The sequence below is a fragment of the Ferrimicrobium acidiphilum DSM 19497 genome, assembly GCF_000949255.1.
In the GTDB taxonomy this organism is placed as follows: Bacteria; Actinomycetota; Acidimicrobiia; order Acidimicrobiales; family Acidimicrobiaceae; genus Ferrimicrobium; species Ferrimicrobium acidiphilum.
On the sequence record NZ_JXUW01000025.1, the window covers coordinates 17,199 to 40,371 of the forward strand.

Sequence of the window (23,173 nt, forward strand, 5' to 3'; positions counted from 1 at the left end):
GGAGAGAGTCCATGGGAGCTCGTATAACTGGCTTTGGAGCCGCGTTACCGGAACGCATCGTTACCAATGCCGATTTTGAACAATATCTAGATACTTCGGATGAATGGATAGCCTCGCGCACAGGGATACGGGAACGCCGCTTTGGTGGCACCACTACCTCACTCGCGGTCGAGGCGGGTCGTAACGCAATCGCCTCAGCAGGTTTGGCACCAGCGGACATCGACTTCGTGGTCCTTTCCACCACGACTCCTGACCAGACTGTGCCTGCGACCTCAGCTGAGGTCACCTACCAGTTGGGAACGAGCGGTGCTGGTATGGATATCAACGCGGCCTGTGCGGGCTATGTTTACGCCCTCGTCACCGCCCGCGGGTTGATAGAGATGGGCTTTCACAGGATTCTTGTTATCGGAGCCGATACCCTATCTAAAATCACCGATCAAAATGACCGTTCTACCGCCGTCCTCTTTGCCGATGGCGCCGGCGCGGTCGTCCTCGAGGCGAGTGATGACGACACCTTTCTCGGCTGGGATCTTGGAGTAGATGGATCGGCACGGCCCATCCTCTACTGCGATCACGGTGGCTACATGTATATGGAGGGCCAAGAGGTCTTTAAGCGAGCAGTCAGAGCGATGCTTGACTCAGCCCAACGCGCACTGAAACAGGCTGGCGTCAGCGGTGATGATGTCGCCTTGCTCGTTCCCCATCAAGCAAACCTCCGTATTATCCAGGCTGCCAATGATCGCTTGGGCATCCCAATGGCGAGGACGGCCATCGTGCTCGACAAGACCGGCAATACCTCATCGGGTTCGATCCCTCTTGCGCTCGCTGATGCCGCCGCTGCTGGACGACTTTCACGAGGTGACCTGGTACTTTTCACTGGCTTTGGTGCCGGTATGACCTGGGCGAGCGCTCTCGTGCGCTGGGAACTGTCATGAGTCACGTCCTCGTCACAGGTGCAGCAACAGGAATCGGCCTCGCGAGTGCTCTACGGTTACTCCAGGATGGACATCAGGTAACCGCAACCTACCACGGTACCCCGCTACCGCCTGAGTTGGTGGACTGCGCGAGTGTCTGTGTAGACATCACTGATCCAGCTTCAATACATTCAGCCATCAAGGAGGCTGAATCAGTATCAGGTCCAGTAGAGGTCCTGGTGGCTAACGCTGGTCTGACCCGAGACACGCTCTTGGCTCGCATGGATGACGAGCGCTTCGAGGAGATGCTGTCGACCAACCTCACCTCGGCATTTCGGTTAACCAAGGCGGTGCTCCCCTCGATGATGAGAGCTCGCCGCGGCCGACTTATATATATCTCGTCGATCGTAGGTTTTACAGGGAGTCCAGGACAGACAAACTACGCCGCATCCAAGGCTGGTTTAGTTGGATTCGCCCGCTCTGTCGCTCGCGAGCTTGGATCACGCAACATTACAGCCAACGTCATCCTGCCGGGGGCGATCGCAACCAAACTACTGACCGATGCGGGCGAGAGTCGGCTGGAGCAGATCGAATCTCAAGTACCACTCGGAAGGGTTGGTCGCCCCGACGAGGTCGGGGCGGTAGTGCAATTTCTGGCCTCTGAAGGGGCCAGTTACATCAACGGTGCGCTGATCGCCGTTGATGGTGGGTTGGGAATGGGGTTGTAAACCCTCGCCCACCTACACTTTGCCAGCAGTTGATGGCAAGGAGTAAACCATAAGAAAGGAAGATGACACAATGGATCGACAAGAGGCATTTGAAAAGTTCACCGAGTGCACCGTCAAAGTCCTCGGCGTCAACAAGGAGCAGGTCGTAGAGTCAGCAAGTTTTGCTGATGATCTAGATGCCGACTCCCTTGACCTCGTAGAACTCATCATGGCCCTAGAGGATGAGTTCTCGGTAACGGTACCAGAGTCAGAACTCGAGGGTGTTGACACCGTTGGCAAGGCATTCGAGCTCGTCTACGGGAAGCTCGGATGAGACTAAGCTACGGAGATAATCCTATCTTCGCCACCCATCGCGTAGCGGTGACCGGTCTTGGGGTTGTTTCTGGTTTGGGACTCAACCTCGAAAGCTTTTGGCAGGGGCTGCTAACGCCGCCCCCACCAGGCATACGGCGTGCTGAGGGTTTTGATCCCACTCAGTGGCTAAATGCCAAGGAGATACGACGCCATGACCGTTATAACCAGATGGGTGTCGCAGCAGCAGATATGGCATTAGCGGATGCGGGAAACCCAAGCTATCCCGCAGACCGGGTGGCCGTTTGGATGGGTACCGGAGTCGGCGGGCTCGAGAGCCTTGAAAATCAGGTTGTAATAGGTCATGAACGAGGATACTCTCGTGTCTCCCCGTTCCTGGTGCCTCTGATGATGGCCAACTCTAACGCTGCCTCGATCTCGATGCGGTTTGGCTTCCAGGGTCCCTGTGAGACATCGGTCACCGCGTGCGCAGCCTCTAACCATGCAATCGCCAATGCTGCCCACCTCGTCGCCACGGGTAGGGTTGACATGGCAGTCACCGGTGGAGCAGAGGCGGCAATTACGAAGACCGCGTCGGCAGGTTTCGTCAATATGACCGCCACATCCAAGGTCGATATATCACGACCGTTCGATCGAAACCGTGATGGCTTCGTCATGGGAGAGGGTGCAGGAGTGGTTGTCCTCGAAGACTATGACAAGGCTGTCGCCCGAGGGGCCAGAATCTACGCGACTATCGATGGCATCGCCTCCACTGCCGATGCCTTCCACATCACGCAGCCGGCACCCGGGGGCGTAGGAGCCCACAGGGCTATGCTCATGGCGATCGAGGACGCAGGTATCACGGTGAACGAGATCGCTCACATCAATGCCCACGGGACCTCGACACCGATGAATGACCTGGCTGAGGCTACCGCAATTCGCTCGCTCTTTGGCGACCTGAATCCACCGGTGACCTCAGTGAAAGGCGCTCTCGGACACGCACTAGGTGCAGCTGGGGGTCTCGAGGCGGTTGCGGTGGGGCTAACCTTCGCGCATCAGTTGATACCTCCGACGGCGAATACCATCGATCTAGATCCAGAGGTAGACATCGACGTCGTGCTAAAGGATCCGCGCCCTTTGTCCACAGGCCATATCCTCTCTAACTCCTTCGGGTTTGGTGGACACAACGCCTGTATCGTCTTTGGCCCCCCTCCATCGTAGGTTTAGTCGATCTCGGACACCCTTTCAGAGTAGGTAACCAATGGCGGGTAGGCTGGACTCATGCCTACAGACAATGCTGCTACGCCGGAGCACACCCAAGCCCGAGAGTGTGCCGACTTTAAGGTTGGCTCATTTTCGAATGCGCAGCCGTGGGTGGTGGAACCCGATCGCCTTGAGTGGTTGAGTGCTACGACCCAGCTGCGCACTCGTACTCGGGCTCAGGTCCCGGTTCTGCTCCGACGCCGGCGAATTCCGCCTGCGCGCCGAGTCATTGGGACAGGGATATCGCTTGGTATCGCGCTACTGGGCTGGCGCCTGCTTGATCGCCGTCGTGGAAAACTCATCTCTCGCAAGGGACTGTCTCGCAGACTGCGTCGATCATTTGAACATCTCGGACCTACCTACATCAAATTGGGCCAGATCATCTCCTCCGGCGAAGGGATCTTCCCGGAGGAGCTCGTCGACGAGTTCAGACTGCTCCGCGATAGCGTGCCTTCAGAGGACTTTTCTGTCGTACAAAGGACCATCGAGGCCGATCTTGGCGGCCCACTTGAGAACTTCTTCGCGACCTTCAATAAGCGACCAGTCGCTGCTGCGTCGATAGCACAGGTCTATTTTGCAACCCTATTGACTGGAGAGCCGGTAGCGGTGAAGGTGCAACGTTCACAAGTAGCAGAACTGGTGCGACGTGATCTGGCGGCGATGAGTTGGATCACTCCCCATCTCATCGGGAGAATTCCTGTAGCGGCACTTGCCAATCCACCAGCACTCGTCGAACTCTTTGCCGAGACTATCGTCGAGGAACTCGATTTTCGACTCGAGGCTGCGAATATGCTCGACATCGCAGGTGTCCTCGCCGCGACCGATCAGCGCAGCATCATCGTTCCAAGACCGCATCCAAACCTAGTTACCCGACGGGTGCTCGTCATGGAACGACTCACCGGCTTCAAATGGGATGATGCGCTCGGGATGCATAATGCGGGGATTGACACCAGCACGGTAGTGAGAGCTGCTCTCGTATCTTTCCTGGAAGGGGCGATGCTCCATGGCGTCTTTCATGGAGACCTGCATGGTGGCAACCTGCTTGTCGGCGACGATGGTAAGGTGATTTTGCTCGACTACGGCATAACTGGAAGACTCTCGGAGACAAAGCGCCTTGGTTTTCTTAAACTGCTCATGGGTGGGTCGATGAATGACCTACCTGCGCAGATCCAGGCACTTATCGACCTTGGCGCCCTACCCACCGATACCGACATCCGAGCCGTGATCGATGACCTTGGCTTAGAGGAACCCTCCAAGGACCCCACCCAGATGCGACCAGAGGAGATGATTGCCGAGATACAAGAGCTCACTAAGGCACTCCTAGGCTACGGTGCGCGACTACCTAAAGAGCTCATGCTCTTTGTTAAGAACATGATATTCGTCGATGCATCACTGGCAACACTCGCTCCAGAGATCGATCTCTTCGCTGAGATCACCTATCTCGCCTCCTATTTTATGACCCGATACGGCGCACAGATCTCAGCCGATATTGGCATGGAGGTCTCGCCAAATGCCATAGACCTCGGTGGTCTCAAGGCAACTCTTGGCGTTGACACCGAACTCGACCACCTAAGTTATCGAGAACTCAAAGAACGACGCGAACTCATCCGAAAACGCATGGAGCAAGCTAACCGCCGCGACTCATAGATCCAGTTAGCTACCGGGGAGCTCATCGTGGCCCCCGAACTCCTTGCGCAGGGCAGATAGAACCCTGTCGGAGAACGCAGCATGACCTTGTGATGAGAAGCGTGCGAACAGAGAGGAGGCGATGGTGGGCGCAGGGATGCCCTCATCGATGGCGGCATTGACGGTCCATCGTCCCTCGCCCGAGTCCGACACTCTACCCTGAAAGCTGTCGAGCGTTGGATCACGACGCAAAGCGTCTGCCGCGAGGTCGAGTAACCAAGAGGCGACAACGCTACCGCGCCGCCACAGCTCGGCCACCTCCGCAACAGGGATATCGTACTGATAGGCGGTCGGGTCGTGAAGTGGTGCGACCTCAGCGCTGGCATCCTGGGCTCGACTCCCGATATCGGCTCCCTCTAAAATGGCAAGCCCTTCGGCCAAAGAGGCCATCATTCCGTACTCAATACCGTTATGAACCATCTTTACGAAGTGCCCGGCACCGTGATCGCCACAGTAAAGATAGCCAAGCTCAGCCTGACGTATGGAACTCGTGGAGTCGGTTCGTGGAGCAGACTCGACACCTGGTGCAAGGGCAGCAAAAATCTTCTCGAGTCGATCAAAAATATCTCTCTCACCGCCGACCATGAGACAGTATCCACGCTCACGTCCCCATACTCCTCCACTGGTGCCGGCATCGAGATGATGAATGCCGCGTGTCGCCAGTGTCGCAGCGTGGGTTTGGTCGTCTCGATAGAAGCCGTTGCCACCGTCGATAACGACATCGTCACGATCCAAAACTTCGGCTAGCTCGTCCAGGACCTTCTCGGTAACTCCAGCAGGAACCATCAACCAGACCGCCCTCGGTGCTGCCAGTCCCTTCACGAAGTCGGCTAGCGAACTCGCACAAGTCAAGCCCTCTTTCTCTGCCGCACTTCGTGCACTAGATGAAGCGTCATATCCAAGTACATCTATGTCTCGTCCCTGCAGTCGAAGACCCATGTTCATTCCCATACGTCCCAACCCAATGATTCCTAACTGCACTGTATCCTCCTCAATCGCGATCAGCTCAGCTTAGCTGCGTGGCCCGACGTGCAACAGCCTGGCGGCTCTGGAGCAAACTCCGCACGCACAGTCCCGGCACAGATAGCCGATGAAGCGAACGCTCCTGAGGCCGAGGAGGCCGCTCATGGATCTGACTAATAGACCTCGATCACGGCTTCAGCGGTACAGCCACCTGGTCATCGAGTAACCAACTTCGAATCGAGCCACCATCGGCACCCAAGTCCGGCGGAGGAAGACGGTAGCTCGGTGGAGTCTCAGAGAAGGTGATCGGGTTGCGAATCATCTCGAGTTGGTCCTCTCCATTCCCTAGGATCACCGTTGGCTCGAGCCCAACCCTGCGAGCCAGGTCAATCCCCTCGGCGACCGTGGCGATAGGAGCACACGGAACCCCAGCAGCCATCAACAGAGAAAACCAGTCGTCGGATGTCTTGGTTGACAGTCGCTCCTGTAGCAATGGACCAAGGATAGCTCGATTGGCTGTACGTCGTTCGTTAACGCAAAATCTCTCGTCATCGGCGAGCTCCGGGGCGCCAATGGCCCTGGTAAGAGAGCGAAACTGCCCATCGTTGGCTGCGATCACGATCAGCTCGCCGTCGCTTGTGAAAAATGGGTCATAGGGGTAGAGACTTGGGTGGGCGTTACCCATTCGGAACGGAACCACTCCACCCATAGTTACGGCAGCGGTGTGGTTGACGAGACCAGATAGTGCCGACGTCAGCAGGCTCACCTCTACATGCTGTCCTTCACCCGATGTCGTCCTCTCGTGCAAGGCAGCGAGGATTCCCATTATGAGATGCAAACCCGCAACTATATCGAACACAGAGATCCCGGCTCGATAGGCTGGCCCATCCGCCTCGCCCGTCAGGCTCATGAGGCCAGACATCGCCTGGATCATGAGATCATACCCCATCATCTCCGAACCAGGAGGCTTAGTTCCAAACCCAGAGATTGAAGCGTAGATGAGCCGCTGATTCTGGCTCCGCAAGGACTCATAGTCAAGCCCAAATCGAGCTATCTGCCCCGGCTTGAAGTTCTCAACCAAGATGTCGGCACGCTCTGCAAGTCGACGGGCCACAAGCTGATCATCAGGGTCGCGAAGGTCTAAGACAATAGAGCGCTTGTTCCTGTTGATCCCCAAGTAGTATGTCGAAACATCACCACGGACTGGAGGTTTCCACGTCCGAGTGTCATCGCCTGCTGGACTTTCGACCTTGATCACTGTGGCACCAAGATCACCTAGAAGCATGGTGGCATATGGCCCGGCCAGGATGCGAGAAAAGTCAGCCACTATCAGACCCTCTAACGGGCCACGATCATGAGTATCGCGATCACCACTCGTGGAGTCCATGCAAGCATCCTTCCTAATGTGCCAACTCTTCGTATCCTAGTGGTCTGGTCTTTTATGCTGGCCAGCGCGCCGAGTTCGCCAATCTAGCACCAACCTGTGAAGGATAGTAGAACGCCAATGAACGATAGCGATATCGACCCACTATCGCTTTGTGCATACTCAAAAGCCTCTATGGCATGTCATATCCAGAGTTGCCTTCTTCGTAGATTCCGATTACTATCCCAGTTTTTGACTCCGGCGAATGCTATGTCGCAGCTGTACTACTCGCGCCAGCCCAAGAAGAAAGACGAACAGACCGCCGAGAATAACGCCAAAGAGGATAGCGACTCCAACCGGCATCCTTGCACTCGCGGCCGGAAAATGAATCACAACGGAGGCCAGGTTCTGCAGAATGAAGATAAGAATCGCGATCAAAACCACCAGACCGAAGACCGATCCCAACCAGACCCGTGATGTTCTCGTCGATTGAGCACGCGCGACTAATGGAACCTTGCTCGCCTCCGTGGATTGAGCGCCCTCTGCATCCCCCTTAAGCTGCTCGCGACCTACTCCATCCGACTCCGGCACCTGTGCATCGTGTTCTTGCTCCATGGAGTGGAGCCTACTATCGATGGCTCAGAGAGGTCACCCTCGCTCGATGGTATCGGCGTTAAACGATCCTGCCAGACTCCCTTTGGCTATTGAAGTCGCTCAACAGTGGCAAAAAGCGATACAGGTCGTGCGTTACCTTAGGTTATCTAAGCCGGACAGCGCTATCGGGCTTGGTCGAGGGAGGAACGAATCTCTGAAACAAAGCTGGCCAGCTCGGTCGGTGACTGGCCCTCTAGGACTCGTCGGAGCAGGGCTGATCCGACCACCACACCATCTGCACCCGCCTCGACCACCGCTGCCGCCTGAGCTCCACTGGATATCCCGATACCGATGAGCACCGGAAGTGAGGTACGAGGCCGGATTCGAGCAGCTATCGCGGTCGCAGTCTCAGCTAGCTCAGCTCGCTCACCAGTGACACCCATCAACCCGACTCCATAGACGAAGCCCTCGGCGACCGCCACTATCGCGTCCAAGCGCTCGAGCGAGGTCGCTGGCGAGACCAGTTGCACGGTCTCGAGCTGGGCCTTGCCAGCAGCAGTTCGCCACTCGCCCACCTCCTCGATAGGCAAGTCCGGGATGATCACACCATCAACACCGGATCGGCGTAGCTCCGTAACGGCACGTTCGATGCCCATGTGATGGAAGAGGTTGTAGTAGGTCATAACGACAACTGGGACCGAAAACGAACGTGAACGCAGCTCGCTCAACACCGAGAGAGGAGTCACTCCACGAGCCAATGAGAGTTCGCCAGCACGTTGGATTACCGGACCGTCCATACTCGGGTCAGAGAAGGGAATTCCGATCTCGACCGCATCAGCTCCACACTCGACCACCAGGTCCACCAAGGAGAGCCAATCCGGATCGACGCCAGCCATCACATAGGGGACGAGGAGGCGACGACCCTGTGCTCTCAAGTTCTGTAGAACGGTCTCAAGCACCACGCCCTCCATCGAGAAATCCAAGTCGTTCCGCTATCGTCTCTGCATCTTTGTCTCCACGCCCAGAGAGAGTGAGTACAATCGAGGTTCCCTCAAGCTCTGGCTTGTGCGCCAGCAACCAGGCGATCGCATGGGCTGACTCAAGCGCACAAATGATCCCTTCAGTCCGAGCAAGCAGCTGCACCGCCTCCACAACCTGGTCATCACCGACCTGATCGTAACGTGCTCGGCCGATCGCGCTCAGGTGGGCGTGTTCGGGTCCAACACCCGGATAGTCCAGTCCCGCTGAGATCGATGAGGCCTCGTTCACCTGACCAAACTCGTCCTGTAGAAAGAATGACTGCATCCCGTGGACGATACCACCGATCCCACGCCCGATGGCAGCACCACCCTCCGGCTCGACACCTACCAGGCGTGCAGGGGTGTCGACAAAACCGGCGAAGGTTCCAGCCGCGTTCGACCCTCCCCCAACGCAGGCGACGACCCAATCCGGAGTTGTGCCGGTCGCCGCTAAATACTGCTCTCGAGCCTCATCTCCAATTACGCGCTGAAACTCACGCACCATCCACGGATATGGATGGGGTCCCATGACGCTCCCAATGCAGTAGTGGGTATCGTCAAGGGCTGCGACCCAGCTACGCATAGCCTCATTCACCGCGTCCTTGAGCGTCCGCGAGCCCGAAGTGACCGTCTCTACTTCTGCCCCGAGCAGCCTCATCCTAAAGACATTCAACGACTGCCGAGCAATATCGACCTCGCCCATATATACCTTCGCATCGAGACCGAGCAACGCCGCGGCAGTCGCTGTTGCCACACCGTGCTGTCCAGCGCCGGTCTCGGCTATCAATCGCGTCTTGCCCATACGACGTGCTAGCAGGGCCTGGCCAATGACGTTGTTGATCTTATGCGATCCGGTATGAGCTAGATCCTCACGCTTCAACCAGACCTCGGCACCCAGGTGTTCAGAGAGTCGTTCAGCCAAGTAGAGGAGGGTGGGCCTGCCGGCGTAGTTCGCTAACGTCGATGCATACTCCTCGCGAAACCCGGGATCACTCCAGGCTTCACGGAACGCAGACTCAAGTTCGAGTACTGCGGGCATTAGCGACTCTGGAACGAATCTGCCTCCGAACTCGCCAAACCTCCCGGTGGCATCCGGGGTGCCCATCATGCTCGTCATCACCTATCTCCTTCGTGTTCGCATACAACCATGCAGTCGGGCTAGTTATCTGTGTGCAGCAACAATAAAATCGTGCACCTTGGTTGGATCTTTGTGACCTGGGCTCCGCTCCACACCGCTCGAGACATCAACCCCGAATGGATCCACCAAGCTGGTGGCGTAACCCACGTTGTCGGCATCCAACCCACCAGCCAGGATAAGTCGGCCAGAGATGCGAGTGTGATCCAGAGTACTCCAGTCGAAGGCCTGACCTGAACCCGGACGAGGTCCATCGACAAGAATCGCCCACGACTGATAGAGAGCAACTCGTTCGCCCAGATCCTCCCCAGCCGGAATAGCCTTGATAACGCGGGGAATCCGCTCACTTAAGTACGCCACCTCCTGTGGCGACTCCGAGCCATGTAACTGTGCCCCACTCAGGCCGAGAGAATCCACCAGTGCGACAATGCGGTCAGGATCCTCATCGACAAAGACGCCAAAGGTGAGAATCTGGCCAGGAACGACCTCTAGCACCGAAGCCACCTGGTCAACCGTGACTCGCCTGGGTGAGTTGGCAAATACAAAGCCGAGGGCGTCGGCTCCGTTCTCCACGGTCATAAGGGCGTCAACCCGGTTGGTGATACCACACACCTTGACCCAGACTCGATCAGAGGACACAAAGAGCCTTGAGGGCACCGAGGCGGTCCTCGGCACGCATGAGAGTCTCGCCAACCAGTATCGCATCGTAGCCAGCTTCAGCTAGCGCACGAGCATCCTCCGGACCCTTCACACCCGATTCTGCAACGACGGGGAAAGCATCTCCCAACTGTGAGCGGAAGCTGACGGCGCGGTCCGGGTCAACTTCGAATGTCAACAGATCGCGCTGGTTAATCCCAAGGGCACCATGGAAATCAAGCCCAACCAGATCTAGACCAGATATCTCCTCGGGATCATGAACCTCCAGCAGAATGTCTATTCCAATCGATCCGCTAAAGCGAATCAGCCGTTCAAGATCTCCTCTATCTAACGCGGCTGCGATAAGTAACGCAGCTGATGCACCGTAGATCCTCGCGTCGCAGAGGTCGCGCTCGCTAAGTAAGAAATCCTTGCGCAAAACCGGGATCGAGACCGCCTGTGCAACTTCGGCAAGGTCGTCTAAACTCCCACCAAAATGAGGAGCGTCAGTCAGAACTGAGATGGCAGCCGCACCACCCGCTTGATAGTCGAGGGCAACCTCTCGCGGGCTGATCTCACCGTCGGTCATAGAACCACGCACAGGCGAACGACGCTTAACTTCAGCGATAACGCCGAAACGCCGTGTCCTCAGAGCCCCCTCGAAGCTCGGGGCAGCAATCATTCGCCCGCACTCCTCTCGAAGGGGTGCAAGATCTCTACGATCGTTAGCGCAGCGCTCTCGGTGGAGGTCCAAGATAGCATCCAAATAAGTTGCCACCTCACCAGGCTACCCGCCATCAAGGCGTGGAAAGTCGATTCAAACTCCGACTTTCTTGCATTTACTTGTAGTATGCAAGCTATTACACGATAGAATGGATCCGTACCCGGCCGTCTCAACCATGGCGAATAATGGGGTAAGGACTGGCTCAGGCGAGAAGGTTACCGTAGTGGTCCTAGCCATTTCGGAGTACCAAGACCGGCGGGGTTCGACAGATTGGAGTGTTTAGCGATGTCAGCGAATCAGACCGCACCCGAAAAGAAGTCGTTGCGCGAACGATCCTTCAAGATCACCGAGCATCCTCGTTACAAGTGGGTCGTCCTCTCCAACACCACTCTCGGAATCTTGATGGCCACCATCAACTCGTCGATCGTGCTCATCTCGCTGCCAGAGATCTTCAACGGCATTAAGTTAAACCCACTCGCACCACAGAACACCTCTTACTTCCTTTGGGTGTTGATGGGCTACCTCGTAGTTACTGCGGTCATGGTTGTGAGCTTTGGTCGGCTTGGGGATATGTATGGGCGCGCTCGCATGTACAACATGGGGTTCGCCGCCTTCACCATCTTCTCTATCTTGCTCTCTATCACCTGGATGCACGGGAGTGGCGGTGCTCTCTGGCTGATTGCGATGCGACTTGGCCAAGGGTTAGGAGGAGCGTTGTTGATGGCTAACTCCGCAGCGCTGTTGACTGATGCCTTCCCCTCCACCCAACGTGGGCTAGCACTTGGAATCAACAACGTCGCAGCTATTGCGGGTTCATTCCTCGGCCTGATTATGGGTGGGTTGTTGGCCCCAATCTCATGGCGAGCCGTCTTTCTAGTGTCGGTTCCCTTTGGACTAATCGGCACCGTATGGGCTTATCTCATGCTTCACGACTTAGGCAAGAAGACAAAGGCAAGGATTGACTTTATCGGTAACCTTGTCTTCGCCATCGGTCTGATCTCGATTCTTGTCGGCATCACCTATGGCCTGCAGCCCTACGGTGGCCATACCATGGGCTGGACGAATCCAGGCGTACTAGCCGCCCTTATTGGTGGTGTCTTAACCCTGGTTAGCTTTGTCGCAATCGAACTAAAGCGCCCGGAGCCGATGATGAACGTACGACTATTCAGGATTCGCCCTTATAGCGCCGGTAACCTGGCGAGTCTGCTCGCCTCCCTTGGCCGTGGTGGCATGATGTTTATACTCATCATCTGGCTACAGGGGATCTGGCTACCCGAGCACGGCTACTCATACTCGTCTACCCCACTCTGGGCAGGAATCTACCTTGTTCCACTCACCATTGGCTTCTTGGTTGCCGGACCAGTATCTGGCTACCTCTCTGATCACTTTGGTGCACGACCATTTGCAACCGGCGGGATGGTGGTGGCAGCCCTATCCTTCATCCTCTTGATCTACCTCCCGGTCAACTTCTCCTATCCAGTGTTCGCCGCACTCCTTCTCTTGAATGGGCTAGCGATGGGGCTCTTTGCCTCCCCGAATCGCGCTGGCATCATGAACAGCCTCCCGGTAAATGAGCGTGGAGTCGGGGCCGGAATGGCAGCGACCTTCCAGAACTCGGCCATGGTGCTCTCCATAGGAGTCTTCTTCACGCTGATGATATTCGGCCTCCAAGCCTATCTACCTCATGCCCTGCTGACCGGACTGACACATCAACACGTCCCATTCCAGGTGGCCAAAGGAATCTCGGCACTACCGCCGGTAAGTCTGCTCTTCGCAGCATTCCTCGGATACAACCCGATCGCGAAGCTGATCGGCTCGTCGATACTTAGCAAGCTACCGAGCAAGAACTCGCACTATCTGACCGGACGCATCTACTTTCCGAACTTAATCTCACACCCCTTCGGGCATGGCCTCACCGAGGCTTTCATATTTGCAGCGATCGCATGTCTCGTTGCCGCTGTCGCATCATGGCTTCGTGGAGGTAAGTACACAGCTAGCGACATAGATCCAAGTTCGCCTTCCAACGAGGAGTACGAGCGCGAGCTCCAAGGGTCCTCCCCGTCAACAGCCGCTCCGGTCTCAGCAGCGAGTCGAACCCAGGGTTTAGACCCAGGCAGTAGAGGGCTCACCAGCGACTGACATTCAGCACAGATAAGTAGGGCGACGGTTGGCTTGCACGCCGGCAACTGTCGCTAGGATCGATGCCGTGCTAGCAGCGGTGCTCATAGTCGAGGACGACCCCTCTATCGCGGAACTCCTACGGGCCTATCTAGAACGAGACGAGTTCTCTCCAATTGTGGCAACCACAGGAGAGAGTGCGCTCAACCTCTTCGAGGAGGAGCGACCGATGGCGGTCATTCTCGACCTCAATCTCCCAGGTGTGCTCGATGGCCTCGATGTATGCCGCTTGCTTCGCAAACACTCTGACGTCCCTATCATCATGCTCTCCGCAAGAGACCAGGAGTTTGATCGCATCTTTGGACTCGAGATTGGAGCTGACGACTACGTCACCAAGCCATTCTCGCCTAGAGAGTTGATAGCACGATTAAAGGCCATACTCAGGCGTACGCAGCTCACCCCCAATTCCGCGACCAACGTCGAGGTTCTCGGGGCAATTACTTGGAATCAGCAGCGTCGAACTGCAACTCTTGGAGATCTAGTGGTACCACTGACCAACCGGGAGTTCGACCTGTTAGGCTTCCTCCTCACTCACCGTGGCGTGGCACTCTCGCGCCGCCAGCTCCTCGATGGCGTATGGGGACCCGAATGGTACGGAGACGATCGGACAGTTGACGTCCACATCCGTCAATTACGTCGCAAATTCGGCGACTCGTTGCCTATAACCACAGTATGGGGGGTTGGCTATCGCTTGGCATAGTCCAAAAAGTATACGCACCACGCTCCGATTTGGCCTACTCACTACCGCAATTGTCACCGTCCTAATCGGAGGGCTCGGGACCCTTTTCATCAGTAGAGAGGTCGCTGTTCACCAGACTCAGGCCTTTCTACTGAGGACCGCAAGCGCACTCGCACTCCTCTTCCAACGCGTAAATCACCGTTTTGTTCGTCCGTTTCTGGTGACCGCTGGAGTCGGTCATCTGCGACTCATTCCACTCGCCGAGAGCGGTCGACCACTTGTGTCTCTTCCGCTCCCCCTCAAACAACACTCGATCAACTGGCAGATCCTCCACTCCGGAGGTTATCAGTCCGGCGTCATTGGCAATGAGGTCTTTATCGCATACCCGGTCACAACTACGCAATCCTTCAACACTCGGATAGCAGGTGTCCACGCCCACAAGTTCGCACTCCTCTTGACTCGTCCACTGCCATCGATAGTAGGACCGGTCCTGTTTGTGGTAGCTGCTGTAGTCATCACGGCGATCATCGCCGTCGTGATCTCTGATCGTTACACCGCCCACATCTCCAAGACATTAGATCGCCTCGTGAGTCGAGCAAACAGAGTTGCCAGCGGCCACCTGGACGACCACGAGCCAAGCGGTGAACCAAGAGAGGCGGAGTTCGCCGCCCTAGACCTAGCCATCTCATCGATGATCGACTCGCTGCGCGCCGCTAGTGAGATCGAATCAACCTATATTCTCGCTATCTCCCATGACCTTAGAACCCCACTGACTTCCATCCGGGGCTTCGCAGAAGCGATCATCGACGAAGCCATCTCCTCACCAATCGAGGCCGCCCACACCATAGAGCGTGAGGCTCAGCGCATAGAACGGCTGATAAACGACCTCATCGCACTGGCTCGACTGCGTGCAAATGATTATGCTCTGTCTCCGCAGTCGATCAACCTGAACGACCTACTTCGCCACCTACTGGAGGCGGTGTCACCGCGAGCAGAACGTCGCTCGCTACAAGTCGTTAGCTCGCTACCAGCTGATCAAGTCATTATCAACCAGGACCCAGAACGGTTACTCCAACTGCTTGGCAATCTACTCGACAACGCCATAAAGTACGCCAACGATAGAGTTTGCGTCGACCTCAAAACCAGGGATGGAGCAACTCTAGTTGAGATCACCGACGACGGACCGGGAATCCCAAGCTCCACGGCTGAACAACTATTCCACAGTCAACTCAAGCCCACGCCAGGCAGGGACGGCGCCGTAGGCAGTGGACTGGGCTTGCTCATAGTAGGCCGTCTAGCAACGCTAATGGGGATCGAGGTGCGGGCAGACTCCCCGATTAATCAAGCGGGAGGAACCAGATGTGAGGTCATACTCGCCGACACCAACTCTCAATCAATGATTAGCTCATCTCGTGACACGGCCCCAGCCACAGCCGAGCCAGAGAGCAGACCGCGCTGACAACGGTCGAGTTCAGCACTGAGACGTTGATAGGTCTCAGAGATAGCCAGTCCCTCATGATGGAGTCTGCGATGCAGCACCATCATAGGCGACATCGCTCCGAATGTTCGCCCTAGGTAGGTGTCAACCGGACAATCTCTCCAATCATTCGGAAGTCCATCACCATGCTGGTGAACCTCGCGCCAGACATAGGCAAGCGCCCCGAGAACCGACCTGATCCTAGCTCCGAAGACTGATGCTGACTCATTCGGCGACGCCTCCGGGAGGGTAAACTTGGCAAGCCAAGACTCGACCTCCTTGGCCGGCATCGGTTTCGCGATCACAAAACCCTGCGCAAAATCAGCTGAGAGAATCTGCGCGACCTCAAGGAGCTCGAGTCGCTCTATCCCCTCAAAAACCACGGTTCGGTTCGCCTCATGGCCCGCCTGGACGACACCGTCCACAATCGCAAGCGTCGAGAGCGGATGACTCCAAAGGCGCTGAACTATGGAACGATCGAGTTTCACCTGTGTAAACGGAAGGTCGACCAGCCGATCTAGGTTGGAGTAACCAGAGCCAAGATCGTCGATCGCGAACTCAATCCCATCCGCTGCCAACTCCCTGAGGATCTCTGTCGCCTCCGGCGTTAGATGCTCACCCTCTAGGAGCTCGAGCGTAAGCCAGGTGAGATCTCCACCACGACGTTGACGGGCAGCCTCTATTACCTGAGCTAGCCGTGAATCGAGTAGCACTGAGCCTGGCAGATTGATCGAGCATCCCAACTCCAAACCAGCGGCACCCCAGGACTCCTGCAGCGCAGTAGCACGAATCAATGACTCGACAAACAGGTGGCCAAGCTCTCGAGATCCGAATGCAGGCAGAAACTCCCCAGGTTGAGCTAGCCGATCATCGCCTACCTCGAGGCGGGCCAAAAGCTCCGCTCGGGTCACAGTTCCGGTTCGAAGGTCAAGCAACGGTTGCAGATGCTCTCGCAATCCTCCGACGGCTAAAGCCTTTCGATAACGTTGCGCCTTCTGACCGCTAAGCGCACCGACGCTGGACTTATACCTAGTCCAACCTCCCTCGAGACTTCGTTGTAACGCCTCTAGGAACTCCTCAGGAGTCCGCCCATGGAACTGATCCGTGTACGCCCCGTAGATAACGCATAGACCGATGGCCTGAACTCCCACCATAACCGGGATGATGCTCAGTGATCGAAAGCCGAGGCGCTTGATCACTGACCTCCACGGGCGATAACGCTCGGCGGTTTGCACATCACCAACACTCACGATGGCGTTCGTCTCCCAAGCCAACGCACCGTCTCCGGGACCCGTCGGCGATGATGGATCAAAGATCGCCGGTGCCTCCTCTGAACTGCTCATCCAAGATCGCAACTCGGCGGCCAACGCTCCCCCGACATAACGGAGCTCACCATCGTGAGAGTCATAGGAGATGAAGACCACTCCGCGTACCGCTGGCAACCCCGCAACTCCATCAAGGGTAGCGTTGAGGAAAGAGTCCCAAGATCCATGACTCGTCAATGACGCACCCATAGCCCCGGCAAGATAGGTGGCCCGCACACCGGTCATCGCCTCGCGCTCGCCTTCGACAAGCCATTCGAATCGACGCCTCACCACCTCCAACACAAGTCGACGTTCATGACCGGCTATGGCCGGCCCAACGCCGTCGTCGAGAAACGCCGATGGCACCATGGAGCTGGTCAACGACAAGAGTTCTTTGTTGGCACTGGCTACCTCGAGTTCAGCTCCCACAACCTCTAGCTGCTCGCCCATCGTCGTAGGTGTGGCGCTCGGCTCAAGCACCTCACGCAACAGGGAACAATGCAACATCACCCAATCGTTGCTGGCTGAATTGACAGCTGGTATAGAGCTAGTATCGATACGCTCACGAAGTCTGGTCCCGATGACTCCGGTAAGCGTATCCCAGACCATTGAATACCTATCAAGCTGTTGTGCGCTCTCGCTCGACCACGGGTCTTGCTCTAAAGTCTCGGAGACCTCGAGGTCAGATCGGCACAGCCACCAGCGTGCACCAAATGACTTTGAGCCCTTCACGTGATAAAGGGAGCGGTCCGCCTCCCTGAGTAGGCTGTCAAGTGTCTTGGCGTCTCCGGGGTACCTGGCCACCCCCATGCTCGCTCGTACCACGACAGATAGATCTCCGTCGATCACGAACGGCTGAACCAGTGCTCTATCGATGGCATCCGCACACTCGTCCACTCTTGCGGCACTGAGACAGAAGATGAGAATAAACTCATCTCCACCAAATCGACCAACGCTGTGCGAGTCCCCGAGGCAGCTCTGGATTCGACGCCCTAGGTCGTGGAGGAGCTTATCCCCGACTGCATGCCCCCAGGTATCATTCACTAACTTGAAGTTATCAACGTCGATTATCGCGATAGCAAAGGGCTGTGTCAGAGCAGGGCTGGCTGAGATGAGCGACTCGGCTTTGGCCTCGAGTGCAGCTCGGGAAAGGGTCCCAGTCAGAGAATCGTGGTCGAGCTGAAAGGCCAAGGATTGCGTCGCCTCGTGGGCCTCGGTCGCATCCCTTAGCAGTGCTACTATGTTGGCGACGACTCCCGTCCGCTCATCAATCACCGTCGACAGAACGAGTGATCCCCAGAACTGCACCCCATCTGACCCTGTATAGAAGGGAGACTCAATAGCCAGCCTGCTCTCTGGATTCAGCGCAATCTCTTCGAGATAGGCCGCTATCTGTGGGGCAAGGTCTCCGCCGGCAAGCTCAGTTAGCAGGCAATTTGCACTCGCGTTACTCTCGGCTCCAAGCAAGGCGTACCAGACCGAATTCGCCCACTGCAGCGATCCCCACCGAGAAAATATAGCGACACCAGCATCGACAGCCTCTACGGCGGCGGCCATCAAATTACGTTGAATGACGGTTTCGGCACGATCTACACCGATGTCGAGCACTCCAAGGTTGACCCCACTCACTTGAACCTTACCTTCTGGCGTCGGATTCACCACCATTAGATGGCCCTGTCCACCGTATCCACCAAACCCCCAGATGAGCACGTCACCGACCCCATCAACGGATACCTCGGCCCAACGACGATCATGGTCGTCAAGGCCTTGGTTCATCAGTTCCATAGGCCACACTCGCTCGTCGTGGCTACTGCTGGTGTCGACACACCACGGAGAGCCATCACGAGGGGAGAACTGGGTCACAACCTGGACGGCACCGGTGAATACTCTCAACAGCTGGCAGACGTCTAAGAACAAGGTGTGGAGATCGTCATGGTCTAGGACCTTCTGTGTCAAGCTCCGGAGCAGGTCGGCAGCCTGAGCATTGCGGCTACTTCGCATCTGATTTCCCTCAGCCAAAGCGATCAGTTCGACGCCAAAGACGGCCAATCCAACCAGAAGCAACCAGGCCAACCCCAACACAACCATCGGTCCAAAGAATGCTTGGCCGATGGTTTCATTGAGTAGCGCTGGAGAGATCCCGGAGACCAACGTGACACTAGGTGTCGTCCGCGAAACGACAGATAGCGGTATATAGCGCTTTGGTGGAGGCTCTACCGTCATATTGTTGGCCCTAATAGCGATCGTTGGCGCCCCGTGCTGCTCAAGATAGGTCGCCTGTGAGGCGGTGGCATCGAGTGGATTGTCAAGCACTACCTCGCCAGCTACAGCCCCTAAGATATCCCCGTCCCTCCCTCTCACCTGGTAAATTACCTGCTGTTCAAGTTGACCTCGGCTGGCGACCAGATGTCCAACCGCCAAGTGAGAGTATTGGGGCACGGGCAGCACCTCAAGCCTAGAGGATGAACCAAGTGTGCCATAGCTCCAGAGCACACGATGGCTAGGGCCAATGATTGCCAAGCTATGTAGGTCCGGTACGGACCTCACTAAATGCGTAAACACCTGCCCAAGTTGTACACCAGAGAGCGTCTGCGGTGGCGACTGAAAAGCAACATAGCCTACAAAATGAACCTGGGCTACGACCGCATCGAACTCACGAGTAAGACGAGCAGAGACGCTGGCGTTCGCATCCGTAGCCACCGCAATGCTGCTCGCCTTGACCGACTGTGCGATCGAAGCGTGCAGCCATAACCCAGCGATCAGTGCCATGGCGCTGATTAGGCCGACCGCAGCAGCCATCACCCAACTTCGAAGACTCGACACACGCAACACTGATCGTCTGATCACGACACCACAGACCTGACATCAGTACTCTGCTGACAAAACCGGGACTCCTGAACCTGAACTGGAGTCTGAGCAAGTCTGGCGCCGAATGCGAGGAGAGCCAACAGCAGCTGACTACCTGCTTGACTTGTTAGCAAAGTAGACATCCTCACCCGAACCCTATCGGCAACTCCTGTGCATCCTTGATCCGCGTTTGATCTAAACCAAAGCGATAGACTGGATATCCAGATGCAAACGTCACGAACCGACCAACCGGCATCCAACTCCGGAGGCTCAGTCAAAGAACCCACAGGCGCTGAGCTGCCGACCGCCACAGCAGCGGCGACTGCACCAGATCCGGAGTCGACGCTCGAAGTTCCACTCGGCTCACTCGCAATCGAGGGCCCGGATGCAATTCGCTTCATTCAAGGACAGGTCACGAACGACCTCAGCCAATTGACAGACAAAAGGCAGCTCCTCGCCGCGATCTGTACACCCGATGGCAAGCTTGTCACCATAGTGAGTATACAGCAGGTTTCCGCTGACCACCTGCGTCTTATCACCTATTGTGAGCATCTAACCCTACTGAGTGAGCGCTTGCATCGCTTTCGGATACGAGTCAAGGCGGAGATCCACCCCGAAGAGGTCAGTTGGTTGGTAGATGCGGATCCTCGATCCAATCCACTCTGGCCTTTAGATTCCCGCTTGCTTCCAACCACTGACTTGGGCGGTCCAGCCACCCTTGAACACTTCACCCGATCACGACTGGCGCGACTGGCAACTCACCTTCCAGTTGATGCGCCGGCCGACCTCTTGGTCGCTGGCGTACCGGCATTGGTAGCTAACGGGGTGAGCTTCACTAAGGGCTGCTATGTGGGTCAAGAGCTGGTCGCTCGGACCGATTCACGCAATGCCAAACCGCCAATCTCGCTATTTGTCTGTAGGTTCACACCGGACTCGTGCGAGCCCTTCACCAGCATCGCGAGTCTGCCTTTGAACTTGAGCGCAGAGTCTGATAGCAGCGCAGGCGAGGTCCGTGCTCTCCTGGTCGAGGATGCGAGCGTCGTCATCAGTGGCTGGGTCAAGCGCAGGTTTGCGAACCACGTCGGACTTCTAATCGACGGGCTTCCTGAGTTTGCTATCCCAGTCGCACTCGCCCCGTAAGACCTCTGGCGACCATCACCGCCCTGGCTACCGCGGCCGCCTTCGAAACGGTCTCGGCCGCCTCATTCGAGCCAATCGAATCGACCACGATTCCAGCACCTACCTGCAGGTGACAGACTCCCGCCGGATCGACGACGACGGTGCGTATAGCGATAGCAAAATCGAGGCTGCCGTGAGCGCTGAAATATCCGACCACACCTCCATAGACGCCACGCCGTGTGCTCTCAAGCTCGTCAATGATCTGCATAGCCCTGACCTTGGGCGCACCACTGAGGGTTCCAGCAGGCAATGTAGCCTTCAACAGCGAGACGTGACTTACCCCAACACTTAAGCGCCCTACCACCTCGCTAGTCAAGTGGATCACCTTTGCAAAAAGTTCTGGAATCATAAGGTTAGCCACCTCTACGGAGCCAAACTCAGCAACTTTACCGACATCATTTCGCGCTAGATCAACCAACATTATGTGCTCAGCACGCTCCTTCGGGTCCTCCTTGAGCTCCTCGATGTAGCGCGCATCTTCGTCATCGCTCGCCCCTCTGGGACGGGTACCAGCGATGGGGCGAACCATCACCGATCCGTTGCGATCAGCGGTGACCAGTGCTTCGGGTGAACTCCCAACCACAGTAACCTCGCGTGCCTGGAGTAGGTACATATAAGGACTTGGGTTGGTAATACGTAATGCCCGATAGAGCGAGAGGGAATCAGCAAGCAGTGGGAAGTCGAAACGACGTGAGAGCACAACTTGGAAGATATCACCTGCAAGGATATACTCCTTGGCACGTTCAACGATCGCCTCATAGGAGACGGTTGAGGCGTCGTCGAGCAACGCACGTTCGGCTCCTTGGGGGGTGGAGATCAAGTTTGGTCCCAAGTCCGAGCGAATCTGGCAAAAATCATCCGCCAGCTGCTTTAAATCTGCAGTAGCTTCGTCATACTGGTCACGCCTATCGCGCCCCGGATCAAGAAGGACGTTGACCACCAGGGTCACCGTCTGGGACCAGTGGTCAAAGACTGCAAGTTCACCGACGAGGTTAAGGAGTACATCTGGCAGCTCGAGATCATCGACAACCGTCTCGCCAACCGTGGGTTCGATCTCACGAACCACGTCATAACCAAGATAACCGAGTAGTCCACCCGCAAAAGGAATCGGATCCAGCGGCTCCATCGAGAGAGCCGCGGTCAGCCGTTCAAGGTAGTCAAAGATCCCCTCCCCGTTCACTGGCTGCACCGGCAGATGGCCAAGGGTCTCGATCGATCCATGACGCACCACTACTCGGCCCAACGGAGAGCGACCAACGAAAGAGAAGCGCGACCATCGTCCTACCTGATCGACTGACTCAAAGATAAAACCGTCACCGTCAGCCCCAACGAGGGCATCAAAGGCAGCAACCGGCGTAATCGTATCGACCAACAACGTCTGTGTTAGTGCCACCAGCGAGTGCTTCTCCGCCGATCGCTGGAACTCGTCGAAGCTCATTTATCCAACTCGCTAGCGGCCAGCCCTCTGGTGAAACAGCTGTAGCTCCCCGTGTGGCAGGCACCGGACCCATGTTGTCGAACCCGAAGGAGCAGAGTATCGGCATCACAATCGACGTCGATGCTCACAACCTCCTGGGTGTTACCAGAGGTTGCACCCTTGTGCCAATACTCCTTACGCGAACGTGAGTAGAACCAAGTCTCTCCATCATGCAGCATCCGGTCAAGTGCCTCCCGGTCAACATAGGCAAGCATCAGTACCTGTCCTTGCTCATCAACCACGATCGCCGGCATCAGACCTCGATCATCGAAAACAAGGCTCTCCATAAGCTTGTCGTCATAATTCATTCAGCACTCCTCACTCGGCGCCTGCCATCCTCGCCGATCATTAACGCGACGAACCCACACATCATTCAGCCAAGCAGGTTAGAGGTAAAGTCCAGTTCCGGAGTCGATCCGATCGGAGGCGACAGCGTGTATATCACGTTCGCGAAGGATGAGGTACGTCTCCGCCTGGATCTCCACCTCAAACCTATCTTCAGGCGAAAAGAGCACCAGATCACCCTGTTTGATCGTCCTGACAGCTGGCCCGATAGCAACGACCTCCGTCCAGGTAAGGCGCTTAGCCACCTGAGCGGTAGCCGGTATCAGTATCCCCGACCGCGCCGTACGTTCACCTTCGACGGAGGGGACCTGAACCAACAATCGATCGGCGAGCATGGTGATAGCTTGCTTTTTTGGTCCTAGTTCACTCAT

General features: G+C 56.5%; 19 protein-coding genes and 1 pseudogene. 9 read left to right on the plus strand and 11 right to left on the minus strand.

Annotated features, from left to right (window positions below; translation table 11 throughout):
- Window positions 1–11: 11 nt before the first annotated feature.
- The 5 genes from FEAC_RS10880 to FEAC_RS10900 all read left to right on the plus strand — a co-directional run bounded on the left by FEAC_RS10880 (window position 12) and on the right by FEAC_RS10900 (window position 4,843).
- Window positions 12–935: a beta-ketoacyl-ACP synthase III gene (locus tag FEAC_RS10880; RefSeq protein ID WP_035390228.1), complete on the plus strand. Its 924-nt coding sequence runs from the start codon at window positions 12–14 to the stop codon at window positions 933–935.
- Complete coding sequence (gene fabG, locus FEAC_RS10885) at window positions 932–1,642, plus strand: 3-oxoacyl-ACP reductase FabG (RefSeq protein ID WP_035390229.1); 711 nt, start codon at window positions 932–934, stop codon at window positions 1,640–1,642. The genes FEAC_RS10880 and fabG overlap by 4 nt, the downstream gene beginning before the upstream one ends.
- A 70-nt stretch (window positions 1,643–1,712) precedes the next feature.
- Complete coding sequence (acpP, locus tag FEAC_RS10890) at window positions 1,713–1,955, plus strand: acyl carrier protein (protein ID WP_035390230.1); 243 nt, start codon at window positions 1,713–1,715, stop codon at window positions 1,953–1,955.
- Window positions 1,952–3,154: a beta-ketoacyl-[acyl-carrier-protein] synthase family protein gene (locus FEAC_RS10895; RefSeq protein ID WP_052566261.1), complete on the plus strand. Its 1,203-nt coding sequence runs from the start codon at window positions 1,952–1,954 to the stop codon at window positions 3,152–3,154. Before acpP ends, FEAC_RS10895 begins: the two co-directional genes overlap by 4 nt.
- Window positions 3,155–3,214: 60 nt before the next feature.
- The gene (locus FEAC_RS10900) at window positions 3,215–4,843 is read left to right on the plus strand and encodes an ABC1 kinase family protein (RefSeq protein ID WP_052566262.1); all 1,629 of its coding nucleotides are present in this window, start codon (window positions 3,215–3,217) and stop codon (window positions 4,841–4,843) included.
- A gap of 6 nt (window positions 4,844–4,849) precedes the next feature.
- Here FEAC_RS10900 and gnd read toward each other — a convergent pair whose 3' ends face one another.
- The 7 genes from gnd to FEAC_RS10935 form a co-directional block, all read right to left on the minus strand.
- On the minus strand, window positions 4,850–5,863 hold the full coding sequence (gene gnd, locus FEAC_RS10905; RefSeq protein WP_035390231.1) for a phosphogluconate dehydrogenase (NAD(+)-dependent, decarboxylating): 1,014 nt from the start codon (window positions 5,861–5,863) through the stop codon (window positions 4,850–4,852).
- Window positions 5,864–6,032: 169 nt separating this feature from the next.
- Window positions 6,033–7,232: a CaiB/BaiF CoA transferase family protein gene (locus FEAC_RS10910; RefSeq protein WP_035390232.1), complete on the minus strand. Its 1,200-nt coding sequence runs from the start codon at window positions 7,230–7,232 to the stop codon at window positions 6,033–6,035.
- Window positions 7,233–7,448: 216 nt separating this feature from the next.
- The gene (locus FEAC_RS10915; protein ID WP_052566263.1) at window positions 7,449–7,823 is read right to left on the minus strand and encodes a LapA family protein; all 375 of its coding nucleotides are present in this window, start codon (window positions 7,821–7,823) and stop codon (window positions 7,449–7,451) included.
- Window positions 7,824–7,984: 161 nt separating this feature from the next.
- A complete protein-coding gene (trpA, locus tag FEAC_RS10920) occupies window positions 7,985–8,773 on the minus strand; it encodes a tryptophan synthase subunit alpha (RefSeq protein ID WP_035390233.1) in 789 nt (262 codons plus the stop codon).
- A complete protein-coding gene (gene trpB, locus FEAC_RS10925) occupies window positions 8,754–9,938 on the minus strand; it encodes a tryptophan synthase subunit beta (RefSeq protein ID WP_035390234.1) in 1,185 nt (394 codons plus the stop codon). Before trpB ends, trpA begins: the two co-directional genes overlap by 20 nt.
- 45 nt (window positions 9,939–9,983) lie before the next feature.
- Window positions 9,984–10,595 (minus strand): phosphoribosylanthranilate isomerase, encoded by a 612-nt coding sequence (locus FEAC_RS10930; protein ID WP_035390235.1) that lies wholly within the window; start codon window positions 10,593–10,595, stop codon window positions 9,984–9,986.
- Window positions 10,585–11,370: an indole-3-glycerol phosphate synthase TrpC gene (locus tag FEAC_RS10935; RefSeq protein WP_035390236.1), complete on the minus strand. Its 786-nt coding sequence runs from the start codon at window positions 11,368–11,370 to the stop codon at window positions 10,585–10,587. The genes FEAC_RS10930 and FEAC_RS10935 overlap by 11 nt, the downstream gene beginning before the upstream one ends.
- A 231-nt stretch (window positions 11,371–11,601) precedes the next feature.
- Here FEAC_RS10935 and FEAC_RS10940 point away from each other — a divergent pair, with 231 nt between their 5' ends.
- From FEAC_RS10940 to FEAC_RS10950, 3 genes are all read left to right on the plus strand, one after another.
- Window positions 11,602–13,455 (plus strand): MFS transporter, encoded by a 1,854-nt coding sequence (locus FEAC_RS10940; RefSeq protein ID WP_081901151.1) that lies wholly within the window; start codon window positions 11,602–11,604, stop codon window positions 13,453–13,455.
- Between the two features lie 67 nt (window positions 13,456–13,522).
- Entirely contained in the window at window positions 13,523–14,194 is a 672-nt protein-coding gene (locus FEAC_RS10945; RefSeq protein ID WP_236684644.1) for a response regulator transcription factor, read from the plus strand.
- A complete protein-coding gene (locus FEAC_RS10950; protein WP_035390237.1) occupies window positions 14,175–15,632 on the plus strand; it encodes a sensor histidine kinase in 1,458 nt (485 codons plus the stop codon). Before FEAC_RS10945 ends, FEAC_RS10950 begins: the two co-directional genes overlap by 20 nt.
- On the opposite strand, the gene FEAC_RS10955 is transcribed toward FEAC_RS10950, so the two are convergent.
- Window positions 15,563–19,801 (minus strand): EAL domain-containing protein, encoded by a 4,239-nt coding sequence (locus FEAC_RS10955; protein ID WP_152623201.1) that lies wholly within the window; start codon window positions 19,799–19,801, stop codon window positions 15,563–15,565. The two genes, FEAC_RS10950 and FEAC_RS10955, sit on opposite strands and share 70 nt — an antisense overlap.
- Before the next feature lie 225 nt (window positions 19,802–20,026).
- Here FEAC_RS10955 and FEAC_RS10960 point away from each other — a divergent pair, with 225 nt between their 5' ends.
- Window positions 20,027–20,941 (plus strand): YgfZ family protein, encoded by a 915-nt coding sequence (locus FEAC_RS10960; RefSeq protein ID WP_035390239.1) that lies wholly within the window; start codon window positions 20,027–20,029, stop codon window positions 20,939–20,941.
- Here FEAC_RS10960 and FEAC_RS10965 read toward each other — a convergent pair.
- The 3 genes and pseudogenes from FEAC_RS10965 to FEAC_RS10975 form a co-directional block, all read right to left on the minus strand.
- Entirely contained in the window at window positions 20,916–22,418 is a 1,503-nt protein-coding gene (locus FEAC_RS10965) for an anthranilate synthase component I family protein (RefSeq protein WP_035390240.1), read from the minus strand. The two genes, FEAC_RS10960 and FEAC_RS10965, sit on opposite strands and share 26 nt — an antisense overlap.
- A 20-nt stretch (window positions 22,419–22,438) precedes the next feature.
- Window positions 22,439–22,765, minus strand: a pseudogene (hisI, locus tag FEAC_RS10970) (phosphoribosyl-AMP cyclohydrolase); the annotation flags it as partial.
- 78 nt (window positions 22,766–22,843) lie between these two features.
- Complete coding sequence (locus tag FEAC_RS10975; protein ID WP_035390241.1) at window positions 22,844–23,173, minus strand: GroES family chaperonin; 330 nt, start codon at window positions 23,171–23,173, stop codon at window positions 22,844–22,846.